We start from the raw sequence: 13,090 nt of genomic DNA, 5'->3' as shown, positions 1-13,090 counted from the left end.
CTCGTTTGTGGGTATAAGATTCTATCCCCTCCTTTCCTTCCGTTACCACTTCTAATGCCCTTCCTACATCTCCCTTACCTCTCGCATCAATATGTGCCTGTAACATAAGACGCATTATCTCATACATCCTTTGGACTTGACCTTGCTCTACTTCATGTAGAGCCATGTTTAATGTTTCCTCGTCAAACATCCATTCCTCCAAGCCCCTGAATTCCCTCCTTGCTCTGGAAAACAATTATGTTGTTTCCTGAAACCCTTGGCTCTTCTGGCCAAAGAGCAACCGCTGTATTCATTGCTAATTCCTCCTTTTTACCAAGATATTAGTCTTCTTACCTTATATCTTAAGCAAAAAAGGTCTTTTCTTTTAGCCTTATTTTTGGCAACACTTTAAGTAAAACACAGCAGTCCTCGTGTCGTTTAAGAATAGCCACACCCAAATGAAATGAGCTTTAAGGATAAAATAATGACCGCTATTAAATCCCTTTCTGTCTATAAACTTCGCTCTTTCCTTTCTATCCTAGGGGTTTTTATTGGTTGCTCTGCAATAACCATAATCTTTTCTTTAGGAAAAGGAAGCCATCTCAATATCCTCTATGAGATGGAAAGAATTGGAGCTTCTCTTCTTTGGGTAAATACAACGCAAGAAAGAGCAAGATTTAGAGGGTTTGATGAAAAAGACACCAATAATCTTAAAAAGCTCTCTTTAAAAATAAAAGATGCCTCTTTAGAAACAAGCCTTAATAATGTTCTAGCAAGGCATTATAAAAACGAAGAAAGATTTACGGTAATAGGCGTAGAACCTTCTTATCAACCGATCCTTCATCTTATATTGATAAAAGGAAGATTTGTTTCTTTGTATGAAGAAAAAGAAAAGAGTAGGGTTTGTGTTTTGGAAGATTCTAAAATGACCAGAAAAATGTTTGGTTTTTCCAACCCGATTGGGAAGGAAATTGAGGTATCCAAAGAAAGGTTTCGGGTTATTGGAATAGTTGAGCCAAAGAGGGGATTTGGAGAGTCTATTGAGGGAAAGGTCTATATCCCTTATTCTACATTTTTGCAGATAATTGCCCCTTTTCCTTCCAGATTGCTCTATGTTCAGGCTCTCTCTTCCTCTGATTTACAGAAAGCATCATTGCATATAAAAAGGATATTGGGGCTTAGATATAAAGGTATTTCTTTTGAGGTTCTAAGCCTAACAGAAACACTAAGGGCTACACAAAGATTGATTAGAATAGCCACCCTTGTTTTAGGTGGAATTGCGGGAATTTCTCTTTTGGTAAGTGGGGTTGGAATTGCAAATATCATGTTTACCTCTGTTATGGAAAGAAGATTTGAAATTGGCTTAAGAAAGGCTATCGGCGCTAAAATCTCCGATATTCTCCTTCAGTTTTTAACCGAGGCGGTAATTCTCTCTACAAGTGGTGGTTTTCTTGGGTGTCTATTTTAATTCTAGGTTGGATTATCGCTCCTTTTTTTGGGGTTCCTCATGCTCTATCTATTTTTGGAATGTGTATTGGGCTTTTTTGTTCTCTTGGTGTTGGAATTCTTTCGGGAATCTATCCAGCTTATCAAGCCTCAAAGCTAGCCCCCAATGGATGCTTTAAGGACAGGATAGCCTTATCTTTTAGTTTTTATATTTATTGGTAATCGGCATCCTTCTATCTTTACCAAATGCCTTTGGTGTAATCTTTATCCCTGGTGGAGACTGCCTCCTTTTATACTCACTCCTATCAATCAAATTTAAGACATATAATACAATCTCTTTATCAAAACCCAAAGAGGTAATTTCCTGTACATCTTTATCCTCTTCAACATAAGCCTTAAGTATTGGGTCTAATATTTCGTATTCTGGCAGGGTATCAGAATCCTTTTGATTGTATTTAAGCTCGGCTGTTGGCTCTTTTTTTAAAACCCTCTCTGGAATAACCTTCTCTTTAGAATTTCTATATTCACAAAGCTTATAGACAAGGGTTTTTGGAATGTCTTTTAAACAAGCAAATCCACCTGCCATATCTCCATAAAGGGTAGCATATCCTGTGCTTATCTCTGACTTATTCCCTGTTGTTAGAACAAGCCATCCAAATTTATTAGAAAAAGCCATCAGGATATTCCCCCTGATTCTTGCTTGAAGGTTTTCCTCTGTTATATTCGTTTTATATCCCTTAAAATGTGGCTTAAGTGTGGAGCAATAGAGGTCAAAGATAGAAGAAATTGGGACATTAATAATCTTTATTCCTAAATTGTCTACCAATTCCTTTGCATCCTCAAATGATTCTTTTGAGGAATATTCTGATGGCATAAAAACACCAATTACATTATCTTTTCCTAAAGCGTCAACAGCCAGGACGCAAACAAGAGAGGAATCGATCCCTCCACTTAAGCCAATTACTACCTTTTCAAAGCCATTTTTTTTGACATAGTCAGAAAGCCCCAATATCAAGGCTTGATAAATCTCAGGAATTGGTTCTAATGGTTTTATTTTTCTTTTTGGAATAGGTGGTTTTTTCTCTTCTCCTTCCCCAATATCCAGGTCAGCTATCAATAAATCCTCCTTAAATTGCTCTTTTCTTTCTGTTATTCTCCCTTTATCATCTAAAACCATACTGGCTCCATCAAAAACCAGCTCATCCTGTCCTCCCACAAGGTTTGCATAGGCAATAAAAATGGAGTTTTTCTTTGCCTGATATGATAAAATTTTCTCCCTCTCTTTAACCTTTCTCAAATGATATGGAGAGGCACTAATATTAAAAATGAGCTTTACACCCATTGAAGAAGCCTTTTTTACTAGCTTTTTATCCCAGATATCCTCGCATATATTTACAGAAAAGGAAATTCCAGAAAATTTAAAAATACAAAAATCAGAACCTTCCTTAAAATACCTCTTTTCATCAAATACACCGTAATTTGGCAAGAGCATCTTGTGGTAAATTTTTTTAATCCTTCCTTTATGGATTATAGCAGATGCATTGTATAAATTGCCTTCCTTTCTATCCACAAAGCCAACAATGGCTACAATATCTGATATTTCTTTGGCTAATTCATTTAAGCCTTTCAAATTATCAGAAACAAATTTTGGCTTTAAAAGAAGGTCTTCGGGCGGATAGCCAGTAATAGAAAGCTCAGGAAATGCGATTATATCTGTCTTAAGCTCCTTTGCCTTCTCAATATATTCCCTTATTTTACGGCAATTTCCTTCTATATCACCAACCGTAGTATTTATTTGACTAATTCCTATTCTTAACATCAAATTCACAGATTTTAATTGACTTTTAATGTTTTAGCTTGTTATACTAAATTTACTAAACGTGGGGTGGATATTTCGTATGTCCATCCCATTACTTTTTTATAAACTTAATCCGACTTTCTAATCGCGTAAAATCTCTAAAATTGCTTCCAGCAAACTGTCGAATTTCGCGAGCGGTTCTTAACCCACGCGCCAAAATAATTACTTCTTTGCCTTGTTCTTTTAAATGTTTTAAAACCGGCAGAAAATCGCCATCGCCAGAAAGAATAAGGAGTCTATCAAAATTATCCTTTTCTTTCATTATGTAAAATGCCATCTCAACATCACAATTTGCTTTTCTTCTGCTTGTTCCATCATCCTGTTCATAAAGTTTCACGGGTTTTAAATATAACTTATAACCAAATTCATTGAGCTTTAAATAAAAACGAACCCGCTGTAAATGGCAAGCAATCAAAGCGAGTTCCGCTTCGTTTAATTTGTTGGCTTTGTTCCTAATTAAATTAACTAGATATTTTTCAAGCTTCGCAATAGGCACAGTATGGTTATTTAGATAATCATATTTAAATTTGTGAATTTCAACACCACCAAAATAAAGAGCTTGTAAAATTTCGTATTTGTCTTTTAAATATTCCAATAACTTTTGATAATCTATTTTCCATCCCAAACTTTTCTCTCCACCGTAAAATAGATTTGATGCATCTATAAATGCATATGTTCTTTGTTTTTTATTGTTGGTCATAAATTTTCTTCCCAAAAACTAAATCCTTGTTCTTTAGCAAATTTCACAAATTATTATGATAATCTGTAATTCCAAAAGTGGTCAATAGAAAAGCTCTAAAAATACATCTACTATATTCTCTGATACCCTTTTTATTATCTCTCCATTTTTAAAGATAAGAAATTTTTCTCCTGCAACAAGTCCATAATCTGCTTTCTTTGCCTCACCTGGCCCATTTACAGAGCATCCCATAATCGCTATTTTCTTCCCAGAAAGCCCCTTAATATTAAATATTTTTTCCTCTATTTGTTTTGTAATTGAAGAAAGGTTCACCCTGCATCTTCCGCAGGTAGGACAGGAGATTATACGAGGCCCAAAAGACCTTAAATCTAGGGCTTGAAGGATTTGCTTGGCAACCCTTACCTCATCTATTGGCGAGCCTGTCAAGGAAACCCTTATGGTATCTCCCAAACCCTCAAACAAAAGAATACCACATCCAATGCTTGAAATAATTGAGCCAGAGAATAATGGCCCTGCCTCTGTTATCCCTATATGAAATGGGTATTTAACAAGCCCTGCCATTTCTCTATAAGATGATACGGTTTCATAAATATCCGCACCCTTTAGGGAAACAACAATATCATAAAATCCCTCATTCTCAAGGATTTTTATCTCACGCATAGCTGCATCAACAAGGCTTTCTCCTTCTGGAAGTGAGCCAGAATTTGCACCAACCCTAATGGGAATTCCAGCATCCTTTGCTTTTCTTACAATCTCTCTTATTTTCTCCTTATCTCTAATATTTCCCGGGTTAAGCCTTATCTTATCCGCTCCTTGCTCTATTGCAGAAAGAGCAATCTTGTAATTAAAATGGACATCTGCAATAATGGGAATTTCCGATTTTTCTTTTATCTTACCTAAAACATTACAAGAGGCAATATCGGGAAGGGCTATTCTTACAATCTCACAACCATAATCAGCAAGCTCTTTAATCTGCTCAATGGTTTTTTCTGTGTCTTCTGTGCCTGTCTTTGTCATTGATTGGATGGCAATGGGATTTTTCCCGCCAATTTTAATGTTTCCAATCCTCACTTCATTTGATTCTCTTCTCATTTTTAATTTTACATAACCTTACATCCATAAAATTTACTTTGACAAATATTTTTTATTATGGTACACTTATATTGCCTTGAGAAATCAAGGTCATCAACTGCCCGTTGAAAAAGACGGGCTTTTTATTTTATACGCTCAATATAGAATCTTAATTTCTTTAAATCAATATACTTATTACAACTGGCAATAAGCTCTTTTGAGATATGATACTTTGGGATACTACAAGAACATTTTTATTTTTCTCTCGCAATCTTCTTACCAAATAATCAAAATCGCTATCTCCGGAGAATAAAACAAGAGTATCATAACTACCTAATAATGAATAGGCATCCAAGGCTATTTCAACATCAAAATTTGCTTTACGTAAATCTCCTTTAAATTTATCGGCTTCAGTTATAACCTTAAGTGGTTTGGTTATCAGTTTATAACCCCTTCTTTTTAATAATGTAAAGAAATTATCTTGTCGTTCATCATCGTGACGAACACAATAATGGCGGATTCCTATCAAATTGGTATTATTGATAAAATACAAATATAACTTCTTATAATCTATCCACCATCCTAGATATTTTACTGAACTCTCAAAATTGGCTGCATCGATCAAAACTATAGTTTTACCTTTTGCAAATTTCTCAATCATTTTACATCCACCACTCAAACCTCTCTTCTTTGGCAAATTTTACGAATGCCTCGGCGTTTCGTCTAAATCATGATCTAAAATCCTGCGACCTTTTTCTAAAGAAAATCCCACCGCTAATTTTTAATCGATTTTTTCTCTAAAAAATTCTAATGTAGATTTTATAATAGTGCCATCAGATTTAGTCAAAATTGATTCGACTTTTCTAAAAATTTCGCCAGGGGCTTGGTCTTTTTTATCAATTCTAATTTCTCCTGTCTCCCCAAAAATAAGATGAACTTTTTCTCCTAAATTTTGTTTATCTCCAACCAATAAGTGTTGCTCATTACCATGCGTTCTTGATTCTACCCAAATATTTTCATTTTCAAGTCGGTTTGTAATTTTCTTCTCGGCTACATACTGCTCAAAAAATTGTATATATGGTCTTATCCAATTTTTGCCCCCCTCTATTGGAAAACCATCCTTATCTAACCATAGATTTCTTGGTTTTGATGAAAGTTTAAGTTTTCTATAGCGTAATGCCCACAGACTATCTCCTTTTAAATTTTTTTCCAAAAACTGTTCAATTTTTTCTTTAATTTCTATGAGTTTAGGAGAAAGAAGCAGATTTTCTTCAATTGCTTGCAGTTTTGATTTTATTAACTTAATAATCTCTTCTTCGCTCATTTTGTAATAACCAAAATTTTGGAAATTGTAACAATACCAAATCTTGACAACTTTTCCATTTCCTCCATTTTTTACGGATGCTCAACTTCAAACTGTGATTTGTAGATGATGGAATAAGTCATTTTTTTATCCATAAAATTTCTATTGACAAAATTTGATATTAAATAGTAATCTATATTTAGAATCTACAGGAAAAGGCATTTCTTAAGGTTTCGTCCTTTAAGCGGTGCTTTTTCATTTATACTCAAGTTTTTTCTTTCAAATATACCCTAAATTTTTGTAATCAAGTTTCCATCCAAGTGCTTGAATTCCAAGGTTTAAATTATTGCTGTCTATGTATGCGTAAATTTTCTCTTTCTTTGTTTTCATAAAGGCATTATTTCCAAAAACTAAATCCTTACCTTTTTCTTCAGAATTTCATAATTACATCTTCAATAGTTTATCAAACATCTGGATTTTTGTCATTGATTGGATGGCAACAGGATTTTCCCCACCAATTTTAATATTTCCAATCTTTACCTCAATGGATTTTCTTCTCATTTTCTTTAATTGTTTTGCATCTTGGGCATATTTTATGACAGACTGGGCAATATTGTTTTCCACAGCTAGGGCAAGATTTAAAGCACCTGCCACAAATAATGTGGCAATTATCATCGCATACATAATAGCCATCAGAAGGATTAAAGCAAGACTCGCAGGGCAATGGGTCAAATTGCTTAAATATAGGATTATAAGAAAATGGAAATACCCTTTCAGAAAGCCTTCTTTTTATGTTTATCCAGAATACAGGTGTTAAAATGTTTATGGTAATGGCAACCAAAGGTTCTATATGAATGCTTAAGCCATATTGGGAAATTAAATCAGAAACCTTTAGACCCCTCTCAGTCTCAATTATAGTTAATTTATTTTGTAGCTTTTCTACATCCTCTTGTTGGGCTTGCTTTCGCTCAATTGCCCTTTCTGCCTCTTTCTTAAGATTCTCATAATATTCATAGACCCTTTTAATATCCCTATTAAGCCTTCTTTCTAGGCTATTTCTAAAATCCTTAAGCCTTTCTGGAATAATATAAGTAGCGGCAGTCCACCCTCCCAAAAGCATCTTTACAAGACAATCTTCTGAGATTTGGGGCTCTTCTTCTTTCTCAAGGCTTCTTAAAAATCCACAATCTTCAATGACCATCGTAGAAAGGTTCATACAATTAAGCAAAAATGGCAATATTCCCTCATTTTTTTCATCTGATATAGCAATATATTTAAAAAAGGCTAATAAATAGGGAATATTTGAAACCTCTGTTTTTTCTAATCTAAAGGTTGCATTCCTAAGGTCTATTTTTTCATCCACTCCCTTTGCTATCTTTTCCAGATTGAAAGTAGATGAAGGAATAGATGCTCCTGCAAATCCTTTCTCTTTAAAAAGCCCCTTTATTGAGGCAAAAAAGCTAGACTCATAGGATGCATCTGTTATTCCTTCCCCTATTTTTTCAAAGGAAAAGCTTAATCTTGCATATTCTGGAATATTAAGGGTTTTAGAAAGTGGCTCTGGAAGAAGAACATCCAGAAATTCCCCATCTTTTTCTTCTACCTCTACACCTTTATAATGTAATATATCAGCTATAACACCAGGTAATGTGCGAGTCATATAAATTTAACTTATGACTAAACTTTGGCTTTCTTTGCAAACTTCTTTGAAAAACTTAAAACTAAAAGCGAAAAACTAAAAACCACAACTTAAAACTTAAAACTATCCTGAAAAAACTTAAAGGCCCTTTAGTTTTGAATTTTGAATTGTAGTTTTGCATTTTTAGTTTTAAATTTTAAGTTTTTTCATTCCCAAATTCTATTTTTTGCTCATAAGTTGAGTTACATCTCATAGTCTTGTCCAAATATCTCACTATCCAATGCCTTTGTTTTAAGGTATTCATTCTTTGCCTTTACTAGGTTGGTTCCTAGTTGCTCAAAGCCTTCTTTTAAGCCCTCCTGGCTACTGTTATTTAACCAAATCTCCATAATTATATCCTCAAACTCCCTATCCTCTCCCAAATGTCCAAGTATTGGCTCAATCTCTCCTACAACCATCTCAAACATATTTATCTTGCTATCAAGAATCTCAATAATATAGTCCTCAATGGTTTCTTTTGTAGAAAGGTTAAAAATAAAAACATCCCTTGTCTGGCCAATGCGATGAAGCCTTCCAATCCTCTGTTCTATCTTCATCGGATTCCAAGGAAGATCAAAATTTATTATTGTATTACAAAACTGGATATTTCTTCCCTCGCCACCCACTTCAGTAGAGACAAGAACAGGAACATCATCCTTAAATCCCTTAATTGCCATCTCTTTCTCAGAGAGGCTCATATCTCCCCTAAAAACAAAATGGGGTATTTCAGACCTTGTAAGCATATCTGCAATATAATCCAGGGTTTTTGTAAATTGGGTAAATATGACTTTTTTCTCGTTGGGATTTTTTAAGAGGATTTCCAAAAGGGCCTTTGGCTTGCTTATTTCAAAAAGGCCATCAATTGAGACAAGAATATCCTTTATACTATCTCTTTCTTCTATTTTAAGAAGCGTCTCCTTTAAGGCATAGGGGCTACTCCCTGCTTCCCTTAAAAGGAGGCTAAGGGTGTGCTTATTAAACTTATTCTTCCTTAAATATTTTTCAATCTCTGTATAAACCTTTCTTTCAAGCCCTGTAGGCTCAAGCCTCATTGTTGTAGCAAACCTTTTTGGAAGCTTTAGGTCTATGGCACTCCTTGTATTCCTTATCATTACCTCCCTTAAAAGCCTCCTTAATTTTTCTTTATCTGCTCCTTCCTTCAGGCTTCCCTTTTTAAGATATTCCTTCTTAAACTGGCTTTCTGTTTTAAACTGTCCTGGCTTAAGAAGGGTGATTAGATTAAAAAGTTCAATCAGGTTATTCTGAACAGGTGTTGCTGTAAGGAGAAAGATGAACCTCTTTTTTATCTGATTAACCAGACCCCATGAGAGGGTTCTTCTATTTCTTAAATGATGAGCCTCATCAACAATCACCAAATCATAAAATTCTTCCATAATTGCTGACATATTTTTATTGCTCTTGGCAGTATTGATGGATGCAATGATAAACCTTTGCTTCCAAAACCCTACAGGGTCATTTGTAAAAGAAGGGTCATCTGTTGTTGAAAAAATAAGCCCAAATTTTGCCTCCATTTCTTCCTTCCATTGGGAAACAAGGGAGGCTGGGGTAAGGATAAGCACATTTTTTATCATACCCCTCAAGAGATATTCCTTTATGAGCATCCCTGCCTCTATGGTCTTTCCCAAACCAACCTCATCAGACAAAAGCACCCTTCCACTAAAATGTTTAAGCACCTTTCTTACAGCCTCAATCTGGTAGTAGTATTTATTGACATTTGGAATTACCTTTAGGCATAAAAGCTCATCAAAGCCCTTCTGTAATGTAAGGTTGACATAATCAAGTAACAATAGCGCCTCCTTTAAAGGAAGTTTATTTTGAAAAAATAGCCCATAATCAAAAGGCTTTATTTCCACAGGAATAGTGTATGAGGGGATGGAGAAAATAGGAATTGGCTCTGCTTTTGGTTTTGCTTTCTTTTGCTTTAAGGGTTTTTTGGTTTTTACAAAATGTGCTTTTCTTTCTTGGGCTATGTATCTTTGCAAATTCCCTTCCATATCTATGCGGTATTCCAGGTCTGACATTGCCATTTTAAGCTTTTTATCACCTGTTTTCTTTAACTGGGTCTTTTGAAGCTCTTTAGCCTTATACAAATATTCTTTTGCCTTATTTATATTTTCAAGCTCTAACTCTACCTCTGCCAGAAATAGATATTTTGTCCACCAATTGGTAAGATGGGCTAGCTTAATCAGCCATTGCTCACCAATATCAAATCTTTTCCACGAAAAAATACAGAAGTGTACAGCCTCTTCTAGTAGTTCAATATCCTTTGGGAATTTATGGAGTAGCCTTAAAAGATAGCCATATGCCTCCTCAAACTCCTTTTTTTCTAAAAAATTCTTAAAGGTGTCATAATAGTATTCTTCAATAGTTTTTTGGTTTGTCAATTCTTTAATAAATTTTACCACATTTTTGACTTTTAAGTTTATTTTCCTACAATATATTCCTTATCTAATTTATCTGAAAGGGAAGATAAGGAGCTTGGCTTTCCATTAAAGAAATTTGTAAGATTAGAAAATGCCTCTTTATTCTCAAAACCAGCAAGCTTTGCCGTGTTTATTGCATCCCAATACCTTTCTTGTGTCTCCATTTCAAGCCCAGAAGAATAAGCAATAAGCCCAAGGTTGTTATAAATATTAGAAAGAAAGGAGTAAAGTCCTTTTTCCTCTTTTGGCGATATTTTCTCCCTTAATCTCTCTTTGATGATGGATTCTGCACCTTTAAAACCCTCTTTTGCAGATTTAAAATTTTTAAGCCTGATATCAACAATGGCAATATTATAGAGGATTGTTTTGTCTTTAGGAAGGCTTTCAAATTCATTTCTTGCCTTTTTATAATTTCCTTTTATGTAATAGGAAATACCAAGGTTGTATGGTAGCTGGGTCGTAGTATACCCATTTTTCCTTGCGTCCTCATATCCATTAATACTTGTTGAATAGTCATTAAGGTTGTAGAATGCGCAATCTGCAAGGTTATAATGTGCCTTTCCAAAATATGGGTCTTTAAGAATAGCAGAAGAAAAGGCTGACAGGGCATCCATATATTTTCCCTTATCAACTAATATCTCTCCAAGCGTGTTATAAGCAGGAGGATAACCCTCATCCTTAAGAAGGCCATTAAGCTCTTTTTCTGCTTCTTCTTTTTTACCCTCCTTCACATAAGCTAAAGAAAGGAGGTATCTTGCCTCTATATTTTTTGGATATACCTTCAATATTTCTTCTAATGGTGGTTTTCCTATATTAAGCTTTCCTTTTTCTATAAAATAACCAGATGCCTTTACTACAATATCTGGATTGAGTGGGTTATTTTTTAAATGGTCAATTAAAAATCTGTGTAGGCTTATTAGCTTATCGTATTGCTTATCTTGAAAGTATAAAACTTGAAGGAATGATATAAGGGAAATATTAGAAGGCGATACTTTTAAGCCTTTCTCAAGAGAGGAGATTGCCTCTTTTATCTCTCCCTTTCTACTTAAGTATCTTGATAAAATAAGGTGTGCTGGAATGCTCCTTGGGTCTTTTAAAAGAATTTTCTCTGCACTTTTCTTTACCTTTTCCCATCCTTCTGTTTTTAAAGTAGAGGAAAGGATATAGTTATGCGTATTTTGATTGCTTGTGTCTATTTCGTAAGCCTTCCAAAATATAGAGCCTGCCTTCTTGTGTTCGTTTATAGAAAGATATGCCTCACCAACCTGATGATAAAAAGAAATCTTTTGATTTTTTAAGAAAATAAAACCTATCCATTTATTAAACCTTTGTTCTCCTTCTTTTGTTCTTTGTTTTTCTATATTAGAGATAGCATTTTTTAGCTCTTTATTGGGTAAGAAAAAAAGAAAGCCAAGTGCTCCAATTATTCCGATGATAACAAGTATAAAGAGGGGAATAAAAACAAATTTTTTATTTATCTTAATAGGTTTTTTGGGAAGTTTTACCTTTTTCTTTTTCTCTTCCTTAAGAAGGGCTTTCATTTCCTCCTGTTCCTTGCTTGGCTCTGCAATCGTTTTTCCCTCTAAAATTTTTTCTTCTTCTATAAACCTTTCTTCTGGTTCAATTGGTTCTTCCCTAACATCAAAGGAGGGTTCTTTGAATTCCTCCTTCACTGGATACTTTAGATTTTCATATTCGGGCTGAATGATTTCTTCTGGCTTTTCATAGATTCGGGATTCGGGTTTAGAGATTTGAAGTTCGGAAATTAGAGCTTGAGGCTCTGATATTTCAAGGGGTTTTTCTATTTCAGATTCAATCTCTACCTGTTCAACAGGCTCAAATTTAGGCTCTTCTTCTGGTGGCTTTTCTTCGGCTATTTCTTCTTCCTCTGGTGGCTCAATGGATGGGGTTTGTTCATAAGATTCTCCTTCGGGAATTACGGCTTGGGGTTCTTGGGGTTCAAAGAAAGGTGGTTCTTCTATTTTAGGCTCAGCAGTTTCTACTTGCTCAAAATCAAATTTAGGTTCTTCCTCCAATGGCTCTTCTTCGGATATTTCTTCTTCAGCTGTAGGCTCAATGGATGGCATTTCAAGCTCAATTTTTTCTTCTTCTATTGGCTTTTCTTCTTCCACAATTTCTAAAGGAGGCTCTTTAGGAATTTCTTCAAAACCCTCCTCTTCTTGTTTTTCAATCTCATAGAGGAGCTCGTCTATTTTCTCTGGCTCTTCAATTTGAACTTTGTGTTCTTCTTTTACTTCTTTAGATTCCTCTTCCTCTACCTTCTCTATATCCTCACCAAGAAGCTTCCTTATCTCAACCAAAACATCATCTGGCTCTTTCATTCATTTCCCTAGCGGCGGGCGGATTTGAACCACCGACCTTACGGATATGAGCCGTCTGCTCTAACCAGCTGAGCTACACCGCCATCTTTTTATTTAGTATAGCCCCTTGTTTTTCAAAAGTCAAGTTTTTAAGATTGAAACTAGAACTTCCCCAACTTTTTACAAATCTATATAAACAATAAGATAAAATGGATTATTGTTAAAATAAACTTAAGGCGTCCCTAAATATTTTGGAGGTGCTTTAAACAATATGAAGGTTAATAGATTTA

At 34.7% G+C, this 13,090-nt stretch carries 10 protein-coding genes and 1 tRNA gene; 1 reads left to right on the top strand and 10 read right to left on the bottom strand.

Annotation, left to right across the window (positions count from 1 at the left end):
• The coding region (locus AB1630_05975) for a hypothetical protein (protein MEW6103349.1) at nucleotides 1–190 on the bottom strand (190 nt) is incomplete at its 3' end.
• A gap of 273 nt (nucleotides 191–463) precedes the next feature.
• Here AB1630_05975 and AB1630_05970 point away from each other — a divergent pair.
• Nucleotides 464–1,447: an ABC transporter permease gene (locus tag AB1630_05970; protein ID MEW6103348.1), complete on the top strand. Its 984-nt coding sequence runs from the start codon at nucleotides 464–466 to the stop codon at nucleotides 1,445–1,447.
• Nucleotides 1,448–1,624: 177 nt separating this feature from the next.
• Here the strand turns inward: AB1630_05970 and AB1630_05965 are convergent, their stop codons facing one another.
• The 9 genes from AB1630_05965 to AB1630_05925 form a co-directional block, all read right to left on the bottom strand.
• Nucleotides 1,625–3,244, bottom strand: coding sequence for an NAD+ synthase (locus AB1630_05965; protein MEW6103347.1), 1,620 nt, complete (start codon nucleotides 3,242–3,244; stop codon nucleotides 1,625–1,627).
• 91 nt (nucleotides 3,245–3,335) lie between these two features.
• Nucleotides 3,336–3,998, bottom strand: coding sequence for an NYN domain-containing protein (locus AB1630_05960; protein ID MEW6103346.1), 663 nt, complete (start codon nucleotides 3,996–3,998; stop codon nucleotides 3,336–3,338).
• Nucleotides 3,999–4,064: 66 nt separating this feature from the next.
• Complete coding sequence (ispG, locus tag AB1630_05955; GenBank protein ID MEW6103345.1) at nucleotides 4,065–5,075, bottom strand: flavodoxin-dependent (E)-4-hydroxy-3-methylbut-2-enyl-diphosphate synthase; 1,011 nt, start codon at nucleotides 5,073–5,075, stop codon at nucleotides 4,065–4,067.
• Nucleotides 5,076–5,232: 157 nt separating this feature from the next.
• Nucleotides 5,233–5,715, bottom strand: coding sequence for an NYN domain-containing protein (locus AB1630_05950; protein ID MEW6103344.1), 483 nt, complete (start codon nucleotides 5,713–5,715; stop codon nucleotides 5,233–5,235).
• A 120-nt stretch (nucleotides 5,716–5,835) separates the two neighbouring features.
• Complete coding sequence (locus tag AB1630_05945; protein MEW6103343.1) at nucleotides 5,836–6,378, bottom strand: hypothetical protein; 543 nt, start codon at nucleotides 6,376–6,378, stop codon at nucleotides 5,836–5,838.
• A 520-nt stretch (nucleotides 6,379–6,898) separates the two neighbouring features.
• A complete protein-coding gene (locus AB1630_05940) occupies nucleotides 6,899–8,017 on the bottom strand; it encodes a hypothetical protein (protein ID MEW6103342.1) in 1,119 nt (372 codons plus the stop codon).
• 221 nt (nucleotides 8,018–8,238) lie between these two features.
• Nucleotides 8,239–10,461 carry an SNF2-related protein gene (locus tag AB1630_05935; GenBank protein ID MEW6103341.1) on the bottom strand — a complete coding sequence of 741 codons (2,223 nt, stop codon included), beginning with the start codon at nucleotides 10,459–10,461 and terminating at the stop codon, nucleotides 8,239–8,241.
• A 17-nt stretch (nucleotides 10,462–10,478) separates the two neighbouring features.
• Entirely contained in the window at nucleotides 10,479–12,821 is a 2,343-nt protein-coding gene (locus AB1630_05930) for a tetratricopeptide repeat protein (GenBank protein MEW6103340.1), read from the bottom strand.
• 9 nt (nucleotides 12,822–12,830) lie between these two features.
• Nucleotides 12,831–12,904, bottom strand: a tRNA-Met gene (locus AB1630_05925).
• Nucleotides 12,905–13,090: the final 186 nt, after the last annotated feature.

It is taken from the genome of bacterium, assembly GCA_040753555.1.
Taxonomy (GTDB): domain Bacteria; phylum UBA9089; class UBA9088; order UBA9088; family UBA9088; genus JBFLYE01.
This window is presented reverse-complemented; position numbering and strand designations above follow the sequence as displayed.

What these genes read in the sequence shown, in the direction of transcription:
- AB1630_05965 (MEW6103347.1), bottom strand. Translation starts at nt 3,244, where the DNA reads ATGTTAAGAATAGGAATTAGTCAAATAAATACTACGGTTGGTGATATA.
- AB1630_05950 (MEW6103344.1), bottom strand. Translation starts at nt 5,715, where the DNA reads ATGATTGAGAAATTTGCAAAAGGTAAAACTATAGTTTTGATCGATGCA.
- ispG (MEW6103345.1), bottom strand. Translation starts at nt 5,075, where the DNA reads ATGAGAAGAGAATCAAATGAAGTGAGGATTGGAAACATTAAAATTGGC.
- AB1630_05970 (MEW6103348.1), top strand. Translation starts at nt 464, where the DNA reads ATGACCGCTATTAAATCCCTTTCTGTCTATAAACTTCGCTCTTTCCTT.
- AB1630_05940 (MEW6103342.1), bottom strand. Translation starts at nt 8,017, where the DNA reads ATGACTCGCACATTACCTGGTGTTATAGCTGATATATTACATTATAAA.
- AB1630_05930 (MEW6103340.1), bottom strand. Translation starts at nt 12,821, where the DNA reads ATGAAAGAGCCAGATGATGTTTTGGTTGAGATAAGGAAGCTTCTTGGT.
- AB1630_05945 (MEW6103343.1), bottom strand. Translation starts at nt 6,378, where the DNA reads ATGAGCGAAGAAGAGATTATTAAGTTAATAAAATCAAAACTGCAAGCA.